The organism is Streptomyces sp. RPA4-2 (assembly GCF_012273515.2).
Taxonomy (GTDB): domain Bacteria; phylum Actinomycetota; class Actinomycetes; order Streptomycetales; family Streptomycetaceae; genus Streptomyces; species Streptomyces kaempferi.
The window spans coordinates 1,990,040-2,011,817 of record NZ_CP050975.2 but is presented as its reverse complement, the minus strand read 5'-3'; the positions used below and the strand labels follow the sequence as shown (position 1 = coordinate 2,011,817).

The following is a 21,778-nucleotide window of genomic DNA, read 5'->3' as shown; positions in this document are numbered from 1 at the left end:
AGCCCACGGTGGTGGTGCCGGTCGATCCCGGCACCGTTGTGCTGCTCAGCCCCGCGCTCGCTGGGTGAGGGCGATACAGATCAGCACGGCCGCCGCCGTCAGGGGCGCGGCCGGTGTGAGCCGCTCGCCGAGGAGCAGTACCGACCACACCAGTGTGAGCAGCGGTTGGGCGAGCTGCAACTGGCTGGCCTTCGGAATCCCGATCGCCGCCATGCCGCGGTACCAGACGACCAGCCCCAGGAACTGCGACCCGACCGCCACCCACAGCAGCCCCGCCACACTGTGCGCCGACAGCCGCGCGGGCTCGTACGACAGGGCCACGAGCGCGCCCGGCAGCGAGAGCGGCAGACACAGGACCAGCGCCCAGCCGATCACCTGCCACCCCGGCATCGACCGGGCCAGTCTGCCGCCCTCGGTGTAGCCCGCCGCGCAGATCAGCAGCGCGCCGAAGAGATAGGCGTCCGCCCTGGTCAGCGCTCCGCCGCTCTGCTGCACGGTGAACGCGATCACGGCGGCCGCGCCCGCCAGCGCGGCGCCCCAGAACAGCCGGGACGGCCGCGCGCCCGTGCGCAGCGCCGAGAACAGCGCCGTCGTCAGCGGCAGCAGGCCGACGACCACGGCCGCGTGCGCGGTGGTGGACGTCCGCAGCGCGAGCGTCGTCAGCAACGGGAAGCCCAGCACGACGCCCGCGGCGACCACGGCGAGCCCCGCCCGGTACTCCCGCGCCGGTACGGGCACACGCAGCGCCAGCAGACAGCCGCCCGCGACGACGGCCGCGAGGGCGCTGCGCACGGCGACCAGGGACCAGGGGCCGAAGCCCTCCAGGCCCCAGGCGGTGGCGGGGAAGGTGAGGGAGAAGGCGGTGACGCCGAGGGCTGCCTGGAGGGTTCCGGAGCGTCGGGCGGCCCGGGTGTCCACCTCGGGGGTGGCGACCGCTATCTCCGACCTCGCGATAGCGCTACTCTGTGCTCTCATGCAGGAGAGTAGCAGTGTGGCGGAACTGGTGAAGAAGCTGCGGCAGGAAGTCAACCGCTACTCACCTGGTGGAAAGCTGCCGTCGAGCAGAGCACTCGTGGAGCGGTTCAGGGTGAGCCCGGTGACCGTGTCGCGAGCACTGGCACAGCTCGCCGCCGAGGGACTGGTGGTCACCAGACCAGGCGCCGGCGCCTTCCGGGCACGACCCCGGACCCCCGCCGCACCGGCCGGGGACACCTCCTGGCAGGAGGTCGCGCTGAGCGCGGACGCCGCGGCCGAACTCGTTCCGCGCACGGTGGACGCCTCCGGAGTCCTGGCCACGCTGGCCGCCCCGCCCGCCGGCGTCGTCGAGTTCAACGGTGGCTATCTGCACCCCTCGCTCCAGCCCGAGCGGGCCATGGGCGCGGCCCTGTCCCGGGCGGGCCGCCGCCCCGGCGCCTGGTCCCGGCCCCCGGTGGAGGGGCTCGCGGAGCTGCGCGAGTGGTTCGCGCGCGGGATCGGCGGCGCGATCACCGCCGCGGAGGTGCTCGTCACGGCGGGCGGCCAGTCGGCACTCACCACCACCCTGCGCGCGCTCGCCCCGCCCGGCGCACCGGTCCTCGTCGAGTCACCCACCTACCCGGGCATGCTGGCCATCGCCCGCGCGGCCGGACTGCGTCCGGTGCCGGTGCCGGTGGACCCCGACGGGGTGAAGCCGGACCTGCTCGCCGACGCCTTCAGAGCCACCGGCGCGCGGGTCTTCGTCTGCCAGCCGCTGTTCCAGAACCCCACCGGCGCCGTGCTCGCCCCCGAGCGCCGGGGCGCGGTGCTGCGGATCGCGCGCGAGGCCGGCGCGTTCGTGGTCGAGGACGACTTCGTACGCCGTCTCGTGCACGAGGACGCGGGCCCACTGCCGCGCCCGCTGGCCGCCGAGGACCCCGACGGTGTGGTGGTGCACGTCGGGTCCCTGACCAAGGCGACCTCGCCGAGCTTCCGGGTCGGCGTGCTGGCCGCGCGCGGACCGGTCCTGGAACGGCTGCGCGCCATCCAGGTCGTCGAGACCTTCTTCGTGCCGCGTCCGCTTCAGGAGGCCGCGCTCGAACTCGTCGGATCACCGGCCTGGCCCCGTCATCTGCGGTCCGTCTCCGCCGAGTTGAGGAACCGGCGGGACACCATGACCGCCGCGTTGCGGCTGCGGCTCCCCGAACTGGCCCTGCCGCACATCCCGTACGGCGGATACCACCTGTGGCTCCGGCTGCCCGACGGCACCGACGAGTCCGCCCTGGCCGCCGCGGCCCTGCGGGCGGGCGTGGCCGTCACCCCCGGCCGCCCCTACTTCAGCGCCGAACCCCCGGCCGCCCACCTCCGCCTGAGTTTCGCGGCGGTCGCCGGCACGGAGGAGATCACGGAGGGCGTACGACGGCTGCGCACCGCCCGGGACGAGACGCCGGCCTGACCTGTGCCGCCGGGGGTGAGACGCCGCGCCGCCTTGTGTCGCCGGGTACGAGACGCTGCGCTGAGCCTTCGGCCCGCGGGGGGCGAGACGCCGCGCCGACTTCTGTTGCCGGAGGTGAGACCCCGCGCTGGGCCTGGGGCCGTCCCCGACGACGTACCGCGCATCCTGCCCCCTGCTTCTCGCGCGGAACGAAAACCGCTCGACCCGGCCGCCCCGACCTGCGAGCCTCCCCGCATGACCGACCCACAGCAGCTCCCCGGCGGCTACGAGATCTCCGCCGACCCGGCCCGCATCGACGTCGCCCGCGTGCACCACTGGCTCTCCACGGACGCGTACTGGGCCCTGGGCCTTCCCCGCGAGAAGCAGGAACGCGCGATCGCCGGCTCGCTCAATTTCGGGGTGTACGACGGCCCGTCGGGAGAGCAGGTGGCGTACGCCCGAGTGGTCACCGACGAGGCGACCTTCGCCTGGCTCTGCGACGTCTACGTCGCCCCGTCCGTGCGCGGCAAGGGGCTGGGCTCCGCCCTGGTGGCAGCCGTCCGCGACCACCTCGAACCCTTCGGTCTGCGCCGGGTCCTGCTCGCCACGCACGACGCGCACGGCGTCTACGAGAAGCTCGGCTTCAGACCGCTGGACCGCCCCGGCCAGTGGATGGCACTCGTACCGCGGTAAGCCCGCGAACACCCTGCGTAGCCCCCCTTGACCTGCGGAGTCCCGCGCTCCACGATCTGCCCATGCATCTTCGGGTCACGTTCGTCGCTGCCGCGCGCAGTTCGTCGCTGCTCGCCGAGCGCTTCGAGGACGACCGGCCGCTGGACCAGGCCGGCTGGGAGGAGGTGCAGCGCGCCGCCCCCGAACTGGTGCCGCTGGCGGCGGCCGAGCTGCGCTACTGCTCACCGACCCCGCGCAGCCGCGCCACCGGTGACGCGCTCGGCTACGCGCCGCTGGTCCAACCCGCGCTGCGCGACTGCGACATGGGCCGCTGGCGCGGGTTCACCCTGGGCGAGGCGATGGCCCGCGAGCCCTCGGCCGTGGACGCCTGGCTCGCCGACCCGCGCTCCGCCCCGCACGGCGGCGAGTCCCTGATGTCCTTCATCTCCCGTGTCGGCGGCTGGCTCGACACCCGCCCGGCGGACGACGGCGGCCGGATCATCGCGGTCGCGGAACCCTCCGTGGTGCGGGCCGCGCTCGTCTACGCGCTGCGGGCCCAGCCGACGACGTACTGGAACATCGACGTGCGCCCCTTGTCGACGATGACCCTCACCGGGCACAACGGCCGCTGGAACCTGCGCCTCGAGGCGTCGGCACAGCGTGGCTAGCGCCACGGCCGCGGCACCAGCAGGTCTGTCCGTCTTCTCGGCGGCGTTCTCAGCGTGTCCGCGTGTACGCGGTGGTGAGAGCAGGTCCTTGGCGGGCCCGCCCACCCGCCACTGCGTGCGCCAGCGGTCCGCGTCGGACACCGTGAACTCGCCCCGGTAGAGGTCCGCCGCGCACGGGTGGTCGGCGACGTCTTGAAGCCGGTGGTCAGGTCCAGGTCGTGGAAGGGGCGGCCGTCGGAGAACCGGACGGCCGCGGTGCCCGCGCGCTGTCCTGGCAGGAACCACAGCGTGCGCTCCGCGGGCCTGGACGTGCCCTGCCAGGTGAAGAGGCCGGACTCGTGATGCAGCAGCCCGTCGCCGCCGTCGTCGAGCGGTGAGAACGCGGTCGTCCCGGTGAAACGGCCCTCCGCGCCGCTCGCGCGATCCCGTACCGAACGCTCCACCCGCCAGTTCCCGGTCAGGTACGCCAGGACGTCGGCCACCGGCCAGAACTCACCCATGGGCTGCTCAGGACTGCCGGCGGGGCTTGCCGCGCCGACCGCTCTTGGCGCCGCCGCCGGATCCGCCGCGGGTGCCCTTGCCGCCCGCCCGGCCGCCCGCCGTGCCGCTTGCCCTGCCACCCACGGGCTTCTTCCGCCCGCCACCCGCCTCGGGACGCTTGCTCCTGCCCGAACCCGAATCCGCACCTGATGCCGCGCCCGAAGGGGACGCCGACGTCTGCGAGCGTCCTCGTGAGCTGTTGACGGTCCGGCCCCGGACGATCCCGATGAAGTCCTCCACCAGATCGGTGGTCGCCTCCTCGGGCCAGGACAGCGCGACGCGCGACTCGGGGGCGTCCGTGAGCGGCCGGTAGGTGAGATCCTTGCGGTGGTGCAGGCGCGCGAGCGACTGGGGCACGACGAGCAGCCCGACGCCCGCCGCCACGAGCTCGATGGCGTCCTCCGTGGTGGCGGGACGCTCGAACGCGGGCCGGCCCGGCGGCCGCTCCCAGCCGAGGGTGTCGTCGAGCGGGTGCAGCACGATGTCGTCGGCCAGGTCCTCGGCGCTCACCTCGTCGACTGCCGCCACGACGTGATCCCTGGGGACCACGACGACCGTCGTCTCGGTGTAGAGCGGGATCGCGCTGAGATCCTCCCGGTCGACCGGCAACCGTACGAATCCGGCGTCGGCGCCACGGTCCCGCAGCACGTCGAACGCCTCGGTGGCGGACACCGCGACGAGGGTCAGGGGGACGTCCGGCAGCCGCTCGTTCCAGATCCGCACCCACTTCGTGGGCGTCACTCCCGGGACATAGGCGAGCCGGAACGAAGGAGGTACTTCCGAGCCTGTCACCTCGCCAGGTTATCGGTCGTGGTCGGAGGTCGCGCACACGCTCGATACCCTTGACACCATGACGTCGCACCAGACCACCCAGACCATGAAGCCCGCCACCGCGGCGAAGAAGCTGGGTGTGTACCTCGAAGCCACCCCCGCCGAGTTCCAGGAGGGCGTCGTCTCGCGCGCCGAGCTGAACGCGCTGCAGACCGACCCGCCCGCGTGGCTGCAGGAACTGCGACGCAACGGCCCGCACCCCCGGCCCGTGGTCGCCGCGCGCCTGGGGATCTCCATCGCCGGGCTCGCGCGCGGCGGGGTCACCGAGCCCCTCACCACGGAGCAGATCGACGCGCTGAAGCAGGACGACCCCGGGTGGCTGCGCCGGGAGCGCGCCACCCAGGCCGAGGTCCGCAAGGAAGAGGAGCGCATCAAGGAGCGGGACGCGCAGCGCGCGGCCCAGCCCCGCGACTCACGCTCCTGACCTCCGCCACCTCCCGAGCTCCGCTTCCCGCCTCCCGCTTTTCCTTCCCCGGGCAGGGAACCACCGGGCCACCCGTGCCACGGCCTACGCTGTGCGCATGGGTGGGACCACGTGGTGGGTGACGGTACCGAGCCCCGCGCGTCCGATGACCGCCGATCCGGGCTCCCCCGACGCTGCCGAACTCCGCGCGCCCCTCGCGCGCCGCGCACCTCGCGCACGCGCCGCCGACCTGTGACCCGCGTCGTGGTCTCCCCATGACCTCATTGCATAAACGTGCATCGATACGTATAGTCATGCCATCTAGGAGGAGGGTTCCATGGCGGTACGCGCAGCGGTGGCGGGAGCGAGTGGGTACGCGGGCGGCGAGGCGCTGCGTCTGCTCCTGGCGCACCCCGAGGTCGAGATCGGCGCCCTGACCGGCAACTCCAACGCGGGCCAGCGACTGGGCGCGCTGCAGCCGCATCTGCTGCCGCTCGCCGACCGCGTCCTGGAGCCGACGACCGCCGAGGTGCTCGCCGGGCACGACGTCGTGTTCCTCGCGCTGCCCCACGGGCAGTCCGCGGCCGTCGCCGAGCAGCTCGGACCGGACGTCCTCGTCGTCGACATGGGCGCCGACTTCCGGCTCGTGAACCCGGCCGACTGGGAGCGGTTCTACGGCTCGCCGCACGCCGGCACCTGGCCCTACGGCCTTCCCGAACTGCCGGGTGGCCGCGCCGCGCTGGAGGGGTCCAAGCGCATCGCGGTACCCGGCTGCTACCCGACGGCCGTCTCCCTCGCGCTCTTCCCGGCGTACACGGCCGGACTCGCCGAGCCCGAGGCCGTGATCGTCGCCGCCTCCGGAACCTCCGGCGCGGGCAAGGCGGCCAAGCCCCACCTGCTCGGCAGCGAGGTCATGGGCTCCATGTCCCCGTACGGCGTCGGCGGCGGCCACCGGCACACCCCAGAGATGATCCAGAACCTGAGCGGTGCCGCGGGCGAGCCCGTCGCCGTCTCCTTCACCCCGACCCTCGCCCCGATGCCCCGCGGCATCCTCGCCACGTGCAGCGCCCGGGCCAGGGCCGGGGTCACCGCCGAGTCCGTACGGGCCGCGTACGAGAAGGCGTTCGCGGACGAGCCGTTCGTCCGGCTGCTGCCCGAGGGGCAGTGGCCCGCCACCGCGTCCGTCTACGGTTCCAACGCTGTTCAGATCCAGGTCGCACACGACGAAGCCACGCACCGCATCATCGCGATCAGCGCCATCGACAACCTGACCAAGGGCACGGCCGGCGGGGCCGTCCAGAGCATGAACATCGCCCTCGGGCTCCCCGAGGAGCTGGGTCTCACCACGATCGGAGTGGCACCGTGAGCGTCACCGCCGCCAAGGGCTTCACCGCCTCCGGCATCGCCGCAGGCATCAAGGAGAACGGCAACCCGGACCTGGCCCTCGTGGTCAACAACGGGCCCCGTCTGGCCGCCGCGGGCGTCTTCACCTCCAACCGCGTGAAGGCCGCGCCGGTGCTCTGGTCCGAGCAGGTCCTCAAGGGCGGTCAGGTCTCCGCCGTCGTCCTCAACTCCGGCGGCGCCAACGCCTGTACGGGCCCCAAGGGCTTCCAGGACACCCACGCCACCGCGGAGAAGGCCGCGGCGGTGCTGGACCTCGACGCCGGCGAGGTCGCGGTGGCCTCCACCGGACTCATCGGCGTCCTCCTGCCGATGGACAAGCTGCTGGCCGGCGTGGAGACGGCCGCCGCCCAGCTCGGCCCGCACGGCGGCGAGAAGGCCGCCATCGCCATCAAGACCACCGACACCGTGCACAAGACGTCGGTGCGCGCCGGCGACGGCTGGACCGTGGGCGGCATGGCCAAGGGCGCGGGCATGCTCGCACCGGGCCTCGCCACCATGCTCGTCGTCCTCACGACGGACGCGGACGTGGACACCGGGACCCTCGACAGCGCGCTGCGCGCCGCCACCCGCACCACCTTCGACCGGGTCGACTCGGACGGCTGCATGTCGACCAACGACACCGTGCTGCTGCTCGCCTCCGGCGCCTCGGAGGTCACCCCCGACCGGGCGGAGTTCGCCGAGGCGGTACGAGCGGTCTGCGACGACCTCGGACAGCAGCTCATCCGGGACGCCGAGGGCGCCAGCAAGGACATCAAGGTCGAGGTCGTCGGCGCCGCGACCGAGGAGGACGCCGTCGAGGTGGGCCGTTCCATCGCCCGCAACAACCTCCTCAAGTGCGCGATCCACGGTGAGGACCCCAACTGGGGACGCGTCCTGTCCGCCATCGGCACCACCGGGGCCGCCTTCGAGCCGGACCAGCTGAACGTCGCCATCAACGGCGTGTGGGTCTGCAAGAACGGCGGCGTCGGCGAGGACCGCGAACTCGTCGACATGCGCTACCGCGAGGTCCACATCGTCGCCGACCTCGCCGCGGGCGCCGCCACCGCCACCATCTGGACCAACGACCTCACCGCCGACTACGTCCACGAGAACAGCGCCTACTCCTCATGAGCCACATCACGCGGAAGCACACCGCACTCCCCAAGGCCCAGATCCTCATCGAGGCGCTGCCCTGGCTGACCCGGCACCGCGGCAAGACCGTCGTCATCAAGTTCGGCGGCAACGCCATGATCGACGAGGAGCTGAAGGCCGCCTTCGCACAGGACGTCGTCTTCCTGCACCACGCCGGGCTCAAGCCCGTCGTCGTGCACGGCGGCGGTCCGCAGATCAGCGCACAGCTCGACCGGCACGGCATCGTCAGCGAGTTCAAGGCGGGCCTCAGGGTGACCACCGAGGACGCCATGGACGTCGTACGGATGGTGCTGGCCGGACAGGTCCAGCGCGAGCTCGTCGGACTGCTCAACCAGCACGGACCACTCGCCGTCGGCATGACCGGCGAGGACGCGCACACCATCACCGCCACCAAGCATCTGCCCGAGATCGACGGCGAACTGGTCGACATCGGCCGGGTCGGCGAGATCACCGCCATCGACACGGGTGCCATCGAGGCGCTGCTCGTCGACGGCCGGATCCCGGTCGTCTCCTCGATCGCCCGCTCCCAGGACGACGGACATGTCTACAACGTCAATGCTGATACGGCGGCTGCGGCACTCGCTGCGGCACTTGGCGCCGAAACCCTCATGGTCCTCACGGACGTCGAGGGCCTCTACGAGGACTGGCCCCACAGCGACGAGGTGATCAGCCGGCTGACCGCCTCCGAACTGGAGAAGCTGCTGCCCGAACTGGCCAGCGGCATGGTGCCGAAGATGCGGGGCTGTCTGCACGCCGTGCGCAACGGCGTCACCACGGCCCGCGTCATCGACGGCAGGGTCCAGCACTCGATCCTGCTGGAGATCTTCACCGACGAGGGGATCGGCACGATGGTCGTGCCGGACGCGCGGGAGGGGGACGCCGTATGACCGCCAACCAGGAACTGACCGAGCGGTGGCAGGGCTCGCTCATGGACAACTACGGCACCCCGCGGCTGCCCCTGGTCCGCGGCGCGGGCACCCGGCTGTGGGACGCCGACGGCAACGAGTACCTCGACTTCGTCGGCGGTATCGCGGTCAACGCGCTCGGCCACGCCCACCCGGCGATCGTCGAGGCCGTCAGCACGCAGGTCGCCTCGCTCGGCCATGTCTCCAACCTCTTCGTCGCCGAGCCGCCCGTCGCGCTCGCCGAACGGCTGCTCCAGCTCTTCGGCCGCGCCGGCCGGGTGTACTTCTGCAACTCGGGCGCCGAGGCGAACGAGGGCGCCTTCAAGATCGGCCGGCTGACCGGCCGCGGCCACATGGTGGCGACCCGGGGCGGTTTCCACGGCCGGACCATGGGCGCCCTCGCGCTCACCGGCCAGCCCGGCAAGCAGGAGCCCTTCCTGCCGCTGCCCGGTGACGTCACCCACGTTCCGTACGGCGACGCCCAGGCGCTGGCCGCGGCCGTCACCGACGACACGGCGCTCGTCGTCATCGAGCCGATCCAGGGCGAGAACGGTGTGGTCGTGCCGCCGGCCGGCTACCTCAAGGCGGCCCGCGCGATCACCGCCGCCACCGGTTCGCTGCTGGTCCTCGACGAGGTGCAGACCGGAATCGGCCGCACCGGCCACTGGTTCGAGTACCAGGCACACGAGGGCGTCCTGCCGGACATCGTCACGCTCGCCAAGGGCCTCGGCGGCGGACTGCCCCTGGGTGCGACCGTCGCGTTCGGCCGGGCCGCCGGCTTGCTGGGACCCGGCCAGCACGGGACGACCTTCGGCGGTAACCCGGTCGTCTGCGCCGCCGGACTCGCCGTTCTCGACACCATCGCGTCCGAGGGGCTCCTCGAGAACGTGAAGCGTACGAGCGCACGGCTGCGGGACGGGATCGAGTCACTCGGGCACCCCCTGGTCGACCACGTCCGGGGCGCCGGCCTGCTCCTGGGTATCGTGCTCACCGAGCCGCTCGCGCCCCAGGTGCAGCAGGCGGCTCAGGACGCCGGTCTCCTGGTGAACGCGCCCGCCCCCGATGTCGTACGGCTGATGCCCCCGCTGAACCTGAGCGACGACGAGGTGGACGTCCTGCTCGGAGCCCTTCCCGGCGTCCTCGACGCAGTCAACGGGGATGGATCCTGAGAAATGGGACGACGACGATGAGCCAGGCGCAGGACCACGAGCATGCCGGGCCTGCCGTGCCGCAGACCCGTACCGCACGCCACCGCCGGATCGTGGACATCCTCAACCGGCAACCGGTGCGCTCGCAGAGCCAGTTGGCGAAGCTCCTCGCCGACGACGGGCTGAACGTCACCCAGGCGACGCTCTCCCGGGACCTGGACGAGCTGAACGCGGTGAAGATCCGCAACAACGACGGCGACCTCATCTACGCGGTACCGAGCGAGGGCGGCTTCCGCACCCCGCGCGTGCCCCTGGGGGAGTCGGCGAAGGAGGAGCGGATGCGCCGGCTCTCCTCGGAACTGCTGATCTCCGCGGAGGCGTCCGCGAACCTCGTGGTCCTGCGCACCCCTCCGGGGGCCGCGCAGTTCCTCGCCTCGGCGATCGACCAGGCGGAGCTGCACGACATCCTCGGGACGATCGCCGGCGACGACACACTGATGCTGATCAGCCGGGACGCGACGGGTGGGCAGGCGCTGGCCGACCATCTGCTGCGGCTGGCGCAGAACGACCACTGAGGAGTACGGAAGGGGAGGGGCACCCCCGACCGGGGGTGCCCCTCCCCTTCCGTATGTCCGCGTTCGGCTGCGGGCCGCACGGGGCTGGTCGCGCAGTTCCCCGCGTCCCTGACGGGGCCGCTCCGGTCATCCCAGGCGCTGGGCGAGACCACCGGTGCATCGCACCTCGTCGCCCGCCGTGATGAGGAGGGCCTCGATGTCCGGAAGGGACTCCAGCCAGCTCAGGGCCTCACGGGAACCCATCGCGAAGGCGGCCGTCGCCCAGGCGTCCACCCAGGTCAGGCGGGGACCCACCACGGTCACGGCGACCAGGTCGGTGACCGCGGAGCGGCCGGTGCTCGGGTCGACGATGTGGGCGCCGCGCTCGGCGGTCCCGGAGGTGGCCACCGCCAGCTCGTCCACACCGGCGGCGGAGACCACGGCCGCGAGCCCACCGGGACGCAGCGGATCCGAGACGCCGACCCGCCAGGGACGGTGGGAACCGGGAACCCCGAACAACTGGACGTCACCGCCCCCGTTCACACTCACCCCGCTCGCACCGGCCGCCGCCATACGGCGGGCCGCACGCTCGGTCGCCCAGCCCTTCACCAGGCCGGTCGGGTCGAGCCGTCCCCCGTACCTCGTGCTGAACCAGCCCGCGCTCAGCCGCTCCGCCTCGGCGCACAGGTCCAGCACCTCGCCGACCTCCGGATCGCACTCCTCGACGCTCAGCTCACCACGTGCCAGACGGGAGAGCTGACTGTCCTCGCGATAGGTGCTGAACACCTCGTCCACCCGGTGGAGTTCGGCCACCGCCTCATCCAAGGCAGCCCGGACGAGACCGGGTTCGCCGCCGCGCACGTCGAACGAGAAGACGGTACCCATGACTTCTTCGGCGTGCCGCAGCGCGTGCGGCTCCTGGGAGGGGTCAGCCACCGGCCTTGTCCAGGGCCGACTGCAGGGACTGCTTGTATCCCGTGCTGGTGTAGGTCGCACCGGACACGGCGTCGATGTCGGCACTTCCGGCCGCGACGGCCTCCTGGTTGAGCTTGGGAACGGCCATCGCGGTCTTCTGGTCGCTCAGACCGCCCTTGGGCGCCTGGACGGCCTCGGCCTTGGTGATCTTGCCACCGCTGACGGTGACACGGACCTGGACGGCGCCGTACTGGGTCTGGGCCACGCTTCCGGTGACGGTGCGGGCCTGCGCGGCGGGAGCCTGGGGCGCCGCGGAGGAACCGGACGAGCCCGCCGAGCCCGACGAGCCCGCGGCACCGGTGGACCCCGCCGACCCCGACGCCCCGCCGCCCTGGGCCTTCGCCTTGTCGAGCGCCGACTGCAGCGACTTCTTGTACCCGGCGCTCGTGTACGTGGCACCGGACACGGCGTCGATGTCGGCGCTGCCCGCGGCGACGGCCTCCTGGTTGAGCCTGGGCACCGAGCTGTTGCTCACCTCGGTACTGCGGCCACCGGTGGGGATCTGGACGACCTCGGACTTGGTGACCTTGCCGCCGCTGACGGTGACACGGACCTGGACAGGACCGTACTGGGTCTGGGCGACGTCGCCGGTGACGGTCCGGGCACCCGAGGACGACTGCTGCGCGCTGCCGCCCTGGGGCGACTCCTGCGCCGCCGCCGACTGCTGCGGTGCCGCCGCGCCCTGCGCCGACGCGGACGCCGGATCGGAGGCGGGCTTCAGCGACAGCAGCAGGACGATCCCGGACACGGTGGCGGCGCCGGCCAGCACGGCACGTCGAATGGGGTGGCTCTTCTTCATCGCTCCTGACTCCCGTCGCTCACATCTCGAACGACTCGTGATGGATGCGGCGGGCGGGAACCCCCGCGCCGCGCAGTGCCTCGTAGACCTGCTGCGCGAAGCCGGGCGGCCCGCACATGAAGACGTCGTGGCGGTCGATGTCGGGAAGTTTCCGGCTCAGGGTCTCCGCCGAGATGTCCGGGCGCTCGCCCTCGGGACTGTTCACCGCGTACATCAGCCGGGCCCCGCGTTCCTCGGCGATCGAGGCCAGCTCGTCCCACAGGGCGAGGTCCTGGGTGGTGTTGGCCCGGTAGAGCAGGGTCAGATCGCCCGCTGAGCCGGGCAGTGTCTCGAACAGGGCCCGCATCGGCGTGATGCCCACACCGCCGGCCACCAGCAGGACCTTGCCGCGGCTGCGCTTGGCCGCCGTCAACGCCCCGTAGGGGCCCTCGGCCCAGACCCGGGTGCCGGGCCGCAGGTCGCGCAGCGCGGAGCTGTGGTCGCCGATCGCCTTCACCGTGATGCGCAGCATGGTGGGGCGCGGCGCCGCCGACAGCGAGTACGGGTGCGAGCTGAGCCGCATGCCCGGTGCCAGGAAGCGCCAGCGGAAGAACTGCCCGGCCTCGGCACCCATGCGGTGCAGTTTCCGGCCGCTGATCAGCACCGAGACGATGCCGGGCGTCTCCTCGACAACCGCCTCGACCCGCATCCGGTGCTTCAGGTTCAGCCGGATCGGGGCCACGATCCGGTACCAGAGCACCAGCGCCGTGACCGACCCGTACAGCCCGTACCAGACGGTCTTCGCGGTCGGCTCGACGGCGAACTCGTTGCCCGTGGACAGCTGGTGCCAGAACGTCAGGAAGACGGCGGCGTAGGTGAGCAGGTGGATGTGGTACCAGGTGTCGTACCCCATCCTGCGGCGCACCGGGCCGATGGAGAGCAGACCGATGAGGAACAGCAGACCGGTGCCGATCGCCGCCTTGCCCATGTCGGGCAGCTGGTCGATCGAGTCGATGGTCTGCTGGACGATGTCGCCGAAGCTCTTGCCCGCCTGCAGCGCGTAGCCCCACATGATCAGGACGAGGTGGGCGAGGACCAGACAGATCGTGTACCGGCCGCTCATCGCGTGCCAGCGCGCGACGCGGTCCGAGCCCACCCGGCGCTCCAGGGCGGGCACCCGGGCCATCTGCAGCACCACCAGTGCCATCAGGTACCCGGCGAGCAGCCCCGTGATGCGGCCCGCGTTGAGGATCTTGCTGTTGTCGTCCGCGATGGACGGGGTGTTGCTCCACCACAGCCAGATGACCCCGGCCGCGCCCGCCCAGACGGCGAGCAGCAGGGGGACGGCGGGGGAGCGTCGTGGGCGGATTCGGCGCAGCGTCTGGCGCCGCGCGGCGCGGCCACCGGCGATCGTGGACAACGGTTCCTCCGTGGGCGTCCGTTGGGGACGGGGTGAGGGGAGGGGTCCCCTGGCCCAGAGATACGGTCGCCGACGGCTGTGCGTTCAGTGGCTGCGGAGTCCTGTTCCGATTCCGTGAGTGCCGGTGGCCGCCGGCCGGGCAGGTGCCCGCGCGGACGGGCCCGATCCGGGCATTCGGCGCACTGCGAATCGGCGAACGTGTGTGGGCCCACGTGTGTGGGCCAACGCGAGTGGGCACACGCTTGGTGGCGCCGGGCACCGAGCGCCGGACATCGAGCCGCAGATCCGCTTCGACGCCCCGGCAACTCAGTACCGGGTCAGGGCGGTGCCGCCTCCCGTCGTTCCGATCGCGATGTGCGGCGCTCGCGCGGGATCGACCCAGGCGAGGATCCGCCGCATGGCCTCCACCGGCACGGACACACAGCCGGCGGTCGCCCCGCGCCCGTCGACGTGCAGGAAGATGCCGGCGCCGCGACCCCGTACCGGCTTGTCGTAGTTGAAGCCGACGACGAGGGCGTACGCGTACTGCGGGTCGTACGTGATCAGGTGCTCGGACTCGGTGGCGCGGCAGTCGGCGGGGCGGGGCTCGGTCCAGCGGTTGTAGGAGCGGGAGTCGTTGTCCTCGCACCACCAGGACTCCTGGCGCACCCGGCGGTAGGGGGCCCGGGTGCCGTCCGGCGCCTTCCGGATGCCGAACGCGTACGGGAGGCCGTACAGCCCCGTGGGTGTCGTGTTCGTGCTCTGTCTGCGTGAGCCGCCCTCGACCAGCCCCTTGGCCCCGAAGCGAGCCACCGCCGACCCGGTCTTCACCCAGTGTCCGTCGCGCCGGTCCCACCAGGTGAGCGTGCCCGACGTCGCGTCGGCGCGCGGCGCCTGTGCCGTGATCAGCTGGCTGCCGCCGCCGGTGTCCGCGAGCTGCTCGGGCAGGGGCGGCGGGCCGCCCGGGGCGAGGGCGAGAAGGGACGCGGACGCGAGTGCGACGGCTCCGAGGCGCATGGCTCAGACGGTAGTGGGCGGCAGCGGGAGCGGCAGCCCGGGTAGGCCGTCCAGGCTCGTCGCGATGTGCTCCTTCTTGGTGAAGTAGGTGTTCAGGGAGGTGTCGTCCTCGCGGGCGAAGCGCTTGGCGTGCAGGTCGCGGTCCTCGTCGTACGACATGAAGGGCACCGCGTAGCCGCAGGTGTCGCGGACGAGCTCGGCCGTCACGACGATGACCGCGCGCAGGCCGTGCGGGGTGGGGTCGACGCCGGGGAAGCGCGCGAGCAGTTCCTTGAAGCGGGGGTCGTCACGGAAGACGGGTTCGCCGTGGCCGTGCACCCGGACGATGTTGGGCGGCCCCTGGAAGGCGCACCACATGAGGGTGATCCGGCCGTTCTCCCGCAGGTGCGCGATGGTCTCCGCGTTGCTGCCGGCGAAGTCGAGGTAGGCCACGGTTCGTTCGTCGAGCACGGCGAACGAACCGCTGATGCCCTTGGGGGAGAGGTTGATCGTGCCGTCCGGGGACAGCGGCGCGGTCGCGGTGAAGAAGAGGGGCTGGGCCTCGATGAACGTGCGCAGCCGGCCGTCGATGCGTTCATAAGTCTTTCCCATGTCTAACGATTATCGAGCAAGGTCCTTCGCTTGTCTAAGGATTTCCCCGGCGTGTTGGCTCCGGGATGGCTCGGCACTCCGAAGAGTGAGTCTCGATTGACGAATCATGCAGAGTTCTGCATACTCATGCATGCCAGCGGATGCACTGTGAAGGAGAATCCCGTGACCGAGCGCGTCGTACTCGCCTACTCCGGCGGTCTGGACACCTCCGTCGCCATCGGCTGGATCGCCGAGGAGACGGGCGCCGAGGTCGTCGCCGTCGCCGTGGACGTCGGCCAGGGCGGCGAGGACCTGGACGTCATCCGCAAGCGCGCGCTCGCCTGCGGTGCCGTCGAGGCCGAGGTCGCGGACGCGAAGGACGAGTTCGCCGACGAGTACTGCCTCCCGGCGATCAAGGCCAACGCCCTCTACATGGACCGCTATCCGCTGGTCTCCGCGCTCTCCCGGCCGACGATCGTCAAGCACCTCGTCGCCGCCGCGCGCAAGCACGGCGCCACCACGGTCGCCCACGGCTGCACCGGCAAGGGCAACGACCAGGTGCGGTTCGAGGCCGGCATCGTCGCCCTGGCCCCCGACCTCAAGTGCATCGCCCCGGTCCGCGACTACGCGATGACCCGCGACAAGGCGATCGCCTTCTGCGAGGCGAAGCGGCTCCCGATCGCCACCAGCAAGAAGTCCCCGTACTCCATCGACCAGAACGTGTTCGGCCGGGCCGTCGAGACGGGCTTCCTCGAGGACATCTGGAACGCGCCGATCGAGGACATCTACGAGTACACCGCGAACCCGGCCGAGCCCCGCGAGGCCGACGAGGTGGTCATCTCCTTCAAGGCGGGTGTACCGGTCGCCCTCGACGGCAGGCCCGTCAGCGTCCTGCAGGCCATCCAGCAGCTCAACGAGCGGGCCGGCGGCCAGGGCGTCGGCCGGATCGACATGGTCGAGGACCGGCTCGTGGGCATCAAGTCCCGTGAGGTGTACGAGGCTCCGGGCGCGATCGCGCTGATCACCGCGCACCAGGAGCTGGAGAACGTCACCGTCGAACGCGAACTGGCCCGCTACAAGCGGCAGGTCGAGCAGCGCTGGGGCGAACTCGTCTACGACGGCCAGTGGTTCTCCCCGCTCAAGCGCGCTCTGGACGGCTTCATCGACGAGGCCAACCGGCAGGTCGACGGGGACGTCCGGATGACCCTGCACGGCGGCCGCGCGGTCGTCACCGGCCGGCGCTCCGACTCGTCGCTCTACGACTTCGACCTGGCGACCTACGACACGGGCGACACCTTCGACCAGGCGGCCGCCAAGGGCTTCATCGACATCTACAGCCTGTCGTCGAAGATCGCCGCCAAGCGCGACCTGGGGTGACACCGAAGCCCACCCCGCACGCACTAGCCTGACGGCCGCCTCCTCACTTTCCTGGGTGCGGAGGCGGTCGCACACCGCCATCTTTGAGGAGCAACGCAAGTGAGCAGCAACAGCGGTGACGTACGGCTCTGGGGCGGCCGGTTCGCCGACGGTCCCGCCGAGGCCCTGGCCAGGCTGTCCGCGTCCGTCCACTTCGACTGGCGGCTCGCGCCCTACGACATCGCCGGATCGCGTGCCCACGCGCGCGTGCTGCACAAAGCGGACCTCCTCACGGACGACGAGCTGACCCGGATGCTCGAAGGCCTGGACCGGCTCGAAGCCGATGTGGCGGACGGTTCCTTCGTCGGCACCATCGCCGACGAGGACGTCCACACCGCCCTGGAGCGGGGCCTGTTGGAGCGCCTCGGCCCGGACCTCGGCGGCAAGCTGCGCGCGGGCCGCTCCCGCAACGACCAGGTGGCGACCCTCTTCCGGATGTACCTGCGCGACCACGCGCGGATCATCGGCAGCCTGGTCGCCGACCTCCAGGACGCGCTGATCGGCCTCGCCGAGGCCCACCCGGACGTCGCGATGCCCGGCCGCACCCACCTCCAGCACGCGCAGCCCGTGCTCTTCGCGCACCACGTCCTCGCGCACGTCCAGTCGCTGTCCCGGGACGCCGAGCGCCTGCGCCAGTGGGACGAGCGCACGGCCGTCTCGCCGTACGGGTCGGGCGCGCTGGCCGGTTCCTCGCTCGGCCTCGACCCGGAGTCGGTCGCCAAGGACCTCGGCTTCGAGCACGGCTCGGTCGCGAACTCGATCGACGGCACGGCGTCCCGCGACTTCGTCGCCGAGTTCGCCTTCATCACCGCGATGATCGGTGTGAACCTCTCCCGGATCGCCGAAGAGGTCATCATCTGGAACACGAAGGAGTTCTCCTTCGTCACGCTCCACGACGCGTTCTCCACGGGCTCGTCGATCATGCCGCAGAAGAAGAACCCGGACATCGCGGAGCTGGCGCGCGGCAAGTCGGGGCGCCTCATCGGCAACCTGACGGGCCTGATGGCCACGCTCAAGGCGCTGCCCCTCGCGTACAACCGCGACCTCCAGGAGGACAAGGAGCCGGTCTTCGACTCCTGCGACCAGCTGGAGGTCCTGCTCCCCGCCTTCACCGGCATGATGGCCACCCTCACCGTCCACCGCGAGCGGATGGAGGAACTGGCCCCGGCCGGCTTCTCACTCGCCACCGACATCGCCGAGTGGCTGGTCAGGCAGGGCGTGCCGTTCCGAGTCGCGCACGAGGTCGCGGGCGAGTGCGTGAAGGTCGCCGAGGCCGAGGGCATCGAACTCGACGGTCTGAGCGACGAGCAGTTCGCGAAGATCTCCCCTCATCTGACGCCCGAGGTGCGGTCCGTGCTGAACGTGCCGGGCGCGCTCGCGTCCCGCGACGGCCGTGGCGGTACGGCGCCGAGCGCGGTCGCCGTGCAGCTCGCGGAGATCAGGTCCGACGTGACCGCCCAGCACACCTGGGCCACGGCGAAGCGGAAGAAGTGACACCGTCCGGGAGCGGCCGGCGCCGGACGTGAGGGAACCCCCGGCCGGGAGCGGACAGAGCCGGGCACGTACGAGCGACACCGGACAGGTCCGGTCGGTATCCGAAACGAATCCGGGCGGTGTCTGACAGGAAGTGGCGGCGCCGGGCAGAAGGAGCGGCGGGTCCGGTGGGGCGGGGGCATCGCGGGTTACGTTGGTCGGAAGCCGTACGGAGCCGATCGAAACGGAGCCCGCGATGCCCTTCGCCCGCCTCGCCTCAGCCACGACTCCCACCGCGCACATCGGGCTCGGCCTGGCCGCGGTGGGCCGCCCCGGCTACATCAACCTCGGCCGCGAGGACGACCTCCCGGCCGTACGCAGCGTCGACGCCCTGCGTGAGCGCGCCCACGAACTCCTCGACGCCGCCTACGCCCAGGGCGTGCGCTACTACGACGTGGCCCGCTCGTACGGCCGCTCCGAGGAGTTCCTCGCCGACTGGCTCCGCTCCCGTCCCGACGTCGACGACGTCGTGGTCGGCAGCAAGTGGGGTTACACCTACACGGCGGACTGGCGCACCGACGCCGAGGCGCACGAGGTCAAGGACCACGGCCTCGCCACCTACGAGCGGCAGCGCGCCGAGACCGCCGAGCTGCTCGGTGACCGGCTCGACCTCTACCAGATCCACTCGGTGACCCCGGACAGTCCGGCCCTCACCGACAAGAAGCTGCACGCCGAGCTCGCCGAAGCCGCAGCCGGGGGCCTGTCCATCGGCTTCTCCACGAGCGGGCCGGCGCAGGCCGACGCGATCCGCGCCGCGCTCGCCGTGACGGTCGACGGCACACCCCTCTTCCGTACCGTCCAGTCCACGTACAACGTCCTGGAGACCTCGGCCGCGCCCGCGCTCGCCGAGGCGCACGACGCCGGACTCACGGTGATCGTCAAGGAGGCCATGGCCAACGGCCGCCTCGCCACCGGGCACGCGTCGGACGCGGTCGCCGCCGTGGCCGCGCAGACCGGGCTGGGCGCGGACGCCGTCGCCCTCGCCTTCGTCCTGTGCCGCCCCTGGGCCGGAGTCGTCCTCTCCGGCGCGGCCACCGCCAACCAGCTCGCCTCGAACCTGCACGCCGCGGTCGTCGATCTCGACGAGGACCGGCTGGCCCGCCTCGACGCCCTCGCCGAGGAGCCGGGGGCCTACTGGGAGCACCGCGCGCGGCTTCCCTGGCACTGAGAACCCGCCGCACCGGGGATACGTGAGACGTCGATGCTCCTAATGAGACACGGATGTCTCACGTGGGCTACTCTTGTCTCATGGCTGTCGACCGTGACCATGTGCTGCGCAGCGCGGCCGCCCTCCTCACCCGCAGATCCACCGCCACCATGGACGAGGTCGCCCGAGCGGCCGGGATCAGCAGGGCCACGCTGCACCGCCAGTTCGCCGGGCGTGACGCGCTCGTGCGGGCGCTGGAAGCGCTCGGCATCGAGGAGTGCGAGGCGGCCCTGGACGCCGCCCGCCTCGACGACGGCACCGCGCAGGAGGCGCTGCGCCGTCTGGTGCGCGAGCTGGAGAAGGCCGCCGGACTCCTCTCCTTCCTCTACACCGAGAACCAGCTGTTCGAGGGCGAGGAGCAGCACGAGGGCTGGGCCCGGCTCGACGCCCGTTTCGCCGCGCTGTTCCGGCGCGGCCAGGACAGCGGCGAATTCCGCATCGACCTCACCCCGGCCTGGCTCACCGAGGCGCTCTACGGGCTGATCGCCTCGGGCGCCTGGGCGGTGCTGGAGGGGCGGGTCGCCACCAAGGACTTCACCTTCATGATCGTCGAGCTGCTGCTCGGCGGCGCGCTACGGAGAGAGTGATCATGACCAGCACCCTGCGGCACGGGGGTGTCCCCGGCACGGACGAAGCCGGGAAGGCGGGGGAGTGCACGGCGAAGGCGGAGAAGCGACCGGGACGCTGGCTCGCGCTCTCGGTCCTCGTACTCGCCGTGCTGCTGGTGACCGTCGACGCGACCGTGCTCGGTCTCGCGACCCCTTACATCAGCGAGGACCTGGAGCCCTCCGGTACCCAGCTCCTGTGGATCGGCGACGTCTACTCCTTCGTCATCGCCGGCCTGCTCGTCTCCATGGGCAGCCTCGGTGACCGCATCGGCCGCAAGCGGCTGCTGCTGATCGGCGCCACCGTGTTCGGCGCGATATCCGTGCTCAACGCCTATGCCACGACACCGGAGTTGATGATCCTGGCGCGGGCGCTGCTCGGTGTCGCGGGCGCGACCCTGATGCCCGCCACGCTCGCCCTGATCCGCAACCTCTTCCACGACCCGCGCGAACGCAGCCTCGCCATCGGCATCTGGGGCGCCACGGCGTCCGCCGGTACCGCGGTCGGGCCCGTGGTCGGCGGCTTCCTGCTCGAACACTTCTGGTGGGGCTCGGTCTTCCTGATCAACGTGCCCGTGATGCTCGTCCTGGTGCCCGTCGGCATCAAGCTGCTGCCCGAGTCGCGCAACCCGAACCCCGGCCCCTGGGACCTGGCCAGTGTCGCGCTCTCGCTCGTCGGCATGATCGGCATCGTGTACGCGGTCAAGGAACTGGCCATGCACGGGTTCGCCTGGCAACCGGTGGCCGTGGGCCTGCTCGGCGCCGCGGCCCTGTACGGGTTCGTACGGCGCCAGCTCGGCATGCCGATACCGCTGCTGGACATGCGGCTGTTCCGCAACCGGGGCTTCTCGGCGGCCGTGGCCGCCGACCTGCTGACCGTCTTCGGAATGTCCGGACTCGTCTTCTTCCTCTCGCAGTATCTGCAACTGGTGCAGGGCAGAGGGCCGTTCGAGGCCGGTCTGGCCGAACTCCCCGCCGCCGTAGGCGCCGTGGGGGCGGGCCTGGTCGCGGGCTCGGCCGCCCGGCGGTACTCGGTGCGTGCCGTGGTCTCCGGCGGGCTCGCCGCGGTCGGCCTCGCGCTCGCCGCGCTCACCCTGCTGAGCCGGTCCACCGGCTACTCGCTGCTCGGCACCGCGCTGCTGGCCGTCGGTGTCGGCGCGGGCTTCTCGTTCACCGTCACCGCCGACGTGATCCTCTCCAGCGTGCCCAAGGAGCAGGCCGGCGCGGCCTCCGCGGTCTCCGAGACGGCGTACGAACTCGGCGCCGCCCTCGGCATCGCCCTGCTGGGCTCCATCGTCACGGGTGTGTACGCGGGCTTCACCGGGCCCGCGGGTACCCCGGCCGGAGCTCACGAGTCCCTCGGCGGCGCGGTGGAGGCGGCCGCCAAGCTCCCCGCCCACACCTCGGGGGCCCTGCTGGACGCGGCCCGTACGTCCTTCGTGGACGGCCTGGCCTTCGCCTCGGGCATCGGAGCGGTGGTACTGCTCGCCACCGCGGTGGCGGCATGGTTCCTGCTGAGGGGGCAGAAATTGGAGACCGGGGTCTAGGACGGGTTGCGCACGTCGCGCCTGTCTCGCGACGCCCGGCACGTCCTGGAACGACAACAGGCGACGTTCACCCGAGTGAACGTCGC

At 71.9% G+C, this 21,778-nt stretch carries 22 protein-coding genes and 1 pseudogene; 15 read left to right on the top strand and 8 right to left on the bottom strand.

Annotated elements, in window-relative coordinates; translation table 11 throughout:
- Positions 1–45: 45 nt before the first annotated feature.
- On the bottom strand, positions 46–975 hold the full coding sequence (locus HEP85_RS08510; RefSeq protein ID WP_168527245.1) for a DMT family transporter: 930 nt from the start codon (positions 973–975) through the stop codon (positions 46–48).
- Between HEP85_RS08510 and HEP85_RS08505 the strand changes: the two genes are divergently transcribed.
- The 3 genes from HEP85_RS08505 to HEP85_RS08495 all read left to right on the top strand — a co-directional run bounded on the left by HEP85_RS08505 (position 974) and on the right by HEP85_RS08495 (position 3,729).
- Positions 974–2,410 carry a PLP-dependent aminotransferase family protein gene (locus tag HEP85_RS08505; protein WP_329286455.1) on the top strand — a complete coding sequence of 479 codons (1,437 nt, stop codon included), beginning with the start codon at positions 974–976 and terminating at the stop codon, positions 2,408–2,410. The two genes, HEP85_RS08510 and HEP85_RS08505, sit on opposite strands and share 2 nt — an antisense overlap.
- A 234-nt stretch (positions 2,411–2,644) precedes the next feature.
- Positions 2,645–3,082 carry a GNAT family N-acetyltransferase gene (locus HEP85_RS08500; RefSeq protein WP_168527244.1) on the top strand — a complete coding sequence of 146 codons (438 nt, stop codon included), beginning with the start codon at positions 2,645–2,647 and terminating at the stop codon, positions 3,080–3,082.
- 62 nt (positions 3,083–3,144) lie between these two features.
- A complete protein-coding gene (locus tag HEP85_RS08495; RefSeq protein ID WP_168527243.1) occupies positions 3,145–3,729 on the top strand; it encodes a histidine phosphatase family protein in 585 nt (194 codons plus the stop codon).
- 78 nt (positions 3,730–3,807) lie between these two features.
- On the opposite strand, the pseudogene HEP85_RS08490 reads toward HEP85_RS08495, so the two are convergent.
- Together HEP85_RS08490 and HEP85_RS08485 are read right to left on the bottom strand one after the other, a co-directional pair.
- Positions 3,808–4,229 (bottom strand): annotated as a pseudogene (locus HEP85_RS08490) (DUF6314 family protein); the annotation flags it as partial.
- A gap of 7 nt (positions 4,230–4,236) precedes the next feature.
- Entirely contained in the window at positions 4,237–5,061 is an 825-nt protein-coding gene (locus HEP85_RS08485) for a LysR substrate-binding domain-containing protein (protein ID WP_329286450.1), read from the bottom strand.
- 58 nt (positions 5,062–5,119) lie between these two features.
- Here HEP85_RS08485 and HEP85_RS08480 point away from each other — a divergent pair, with 58 nt between their 5' ends.
- The 7 genes from HEP85_RS08480 to HEP85_RS08450 all read left to right on the top strand — a co-directional run bounded on the left by HEP85_RS08480 (position 5,120) and on the right by HEP85_RS08450 (position 10,666).
- Positions 5,120–5,524 (top strand): DUF5997 family protein, encoded by a 405-nt coding sequence (locus HEP85_RS08480; protein ID WP_168527241.1) that lies wholly within the window; start codon positions 5,120–5,122, stop codon positions 5,522–5,524.
- 97 nt (positions 5,525–5,621) lie between these two features.
- Positions 5,622–5,759, top strand: a complete 138-nt coding sequence (locus HEP85_RS08475) for a hypothetical protein (protein ID WP_168527240.1) — start codon at positions 5,622–5,624, stop codon at positions 5,757–5,759.
- 81 nt (positions 5,760–5,840) lie between these two features.
- A complete protein-coding gene (gene argC / locus HEP85_RS08470) occupies positions 5,841–6,869 on the top strand; it encodes an N-acetyl-gamma-glutamyl-phosphate reductase (RefSeq protein WP_168527239.1) in 1,029 nt (342 codons plus the stop codon).
- Positions 6,866–8,017 (top strand): bifunctional glutamate N-acetyltransferase/amino-acid acetyltransferase ArgJ, encoded by a 1,152-nt coding sequence (argJ, locus tag HEP85_RS08465; RefSeq protein ID WP_168527238.1) that lies wholly within the window; start codon positions 6,866–6,868, stop codon positions 8,015–8,017. The genes argC and argJ overlap by 4 nt, the downstream gene beginning before the upstream one ends.
- Entirely contained in the window at positions 8,014–8,925 is a 912-nt protein-coding gene (gene argB / locus HEP85_RS08460) for an acetylglutamate kinase (RefSeq protein ID WP_168527237.1), read from the top strand. The genes argJ and argB overlap by 4 nt, the downstream gene beginning before the upstream one ends.
- Positions 8,922–10,112, top strand: a complete 1,191-nt coding sequence (locus HEP85_RS08455; protein WP_168527236.1) for an acetylornithine transaminase — start codon at positions 8,922–8,924, stop codon at positions 10,110–10,112. The genes argB and HEP85_RS08455 overlap by 4 nt, the downstream gene beginning before the upstream one ends.
- A gap of 17 nt (positions 10,113–10,129) precedes the next feature.
- Positions 10,130–10,666, top strand: a complete 537-nt coding sequence (locus tag HEP85_RS08450) for an arginine repressor (protein WP_168527235.1) — start codon at positions 10,130–10,132, stop codon at positions 10,664–10,666.
- A 126-nt stretch (positions 10,667–10,792) separates the two neighbouring features.
- Here HEP85_RS08450 and HEP85_RS08445 read toward each other — a convergent pair whose 3' ends face one another.
- The 5 genes from HEP85_RS08445 to HEP85_RS08425 form a co-directional block, all read right to left on the bottom strand.
- Complete coding sequence (locus HEP85_RS08445) at positions 10,793–11,530, bottom strand: FAD:protein FMN transferase (protein ID WP_168533441.1); 738 nt, start codon at positions 11,528–11,530, stop codon at positions 10,793–10,795.
- A gap of 43 nt (positions 11,531–11,573) precedes the next feature.
- The gene (locus tag HEP85_RS08440; protein WP_211117872.1) at positions 11,574–12,419 is read right to left on the bottom strand and encodes an FMN-binding protein; all 846 of its coding nucleotides are present in this window, start codon (positions 12,417–12,419) and stop codon (positions 11,574–11,576) included.
- 19 nt (positions 12,420–12,438) lie between these two features.
- On the bottom strand, positions 12,439–13,818 hold the full coding sequence (locus HEP85_RS08435; protein WP_168527234.1) for a ferric reductase-like transmembrane domain-containing protein: 1,380 nt from the start codon (positions 13,816–13,818) through the stop codon (positions 12,439–12,441).
- Between the two features lie 306 nt (positions 13,819–14,124).
- Positions 14,125–14,814 carry a L,D-transpeptidase gene (locus HEP85_RS08430; protein WP_168527233.1) on the bottom strand — a complete coding sequence of 230 codons (690 nt, stop codon included), beginning with the start codon at positions 14,812–14,814 and terminating at the stop codon, positions 14,125–14,127.
- A 3-nt stretch (positions 14,815–14,817) separates the two neighbouring features.
- On the bottom strand, positions 14,818–15,405 hold the full coding sequence (locus HEP85_RS08425) for a pyridoxamine 5'-phosphate oxidase family protein (protein ID WP_168527232.1): 588 nt from the start codon (positions 15,403–15,405) through the stop codon (positions 14,818–14,820).
- Between the two features lie 162 nt (positions 15,406–15,567).
- Between HEP85_RS08425 and HEP85_RS08420 the strand changes: the two genes are divergently transcribed.
- The 5 genes from HEP85_RS08420 to HEP85_RS08400 all read left to right on the top strand — a co-directional run bounded on the left by HEP85_RS08420 (position 15,568) and on the right by HEP85_RS08400 (position 21,692).
- Positions 15,568–16,761, top strand: coding sequence for an argininosuccinate synthase (locus HEP85_RS08420; RefSeq protein WP_168527231.1), 1,194 nt, complete (start codon positions 15,568–15,570; stop codon positions 16,759–16,761).
- A gap of 99 nt (positions 16,762–16,860) precedes the next feature.
- The gene (argH, locus tag HEP85_RS08415; RefSeq protein ID WP_168527230.1) at positions 16,861–18,294 is read left to right on the top strand and encodes an argininosuccinate lyase; all 1,434 of its coding nucleotides are present in this window, start codon (positions 16,861–16,863) and stop codon (positions 18,292–18,294) included.
- Positions 18,295–18,529: 235 nt separating this feature from the next.
- Positions 18,530–19,501 carry an aldo/keto reductase gene (locus HEP85_RS08410; protein WP_168527229.1) on the top strand — a complete coding sequence of 324 codons (972 nt, stop codon included), beginning with the start codon at positions 18,530–18,532 and terminating at the stop codon, positions 19,499–19,501.
- An 80-nt stretch (positions 19,502–19,581) separates the two neighbouring features.
- Positions 19,582–20,127 carry a TetR/AcrR family transcriptional regulator gene (locus HEP85_RS08405; protein WP_248001869.1) on the top strand — a complete coding sequence of 182 codons (546 nt, stop codon included), beginning with the start codon at positions 19,582–19,584 and terminating at the stop codon, positions 20,125–20,127.
- Between the two features lie 2 nt (positions 20,128–20,129).
- Positions 20,130–21,692, top strand: coding sequence for an MFS transporter (locus HEP85_RS08400; RefSeq protein WP_168527227.1), 1,563 nt, complete (start codon positions 20,130–20,132; stop codon positions 21,690–21,692).
- The last annotated feature ends 86 nt before the right edge of the window (positions 21,693–21,778 follow it).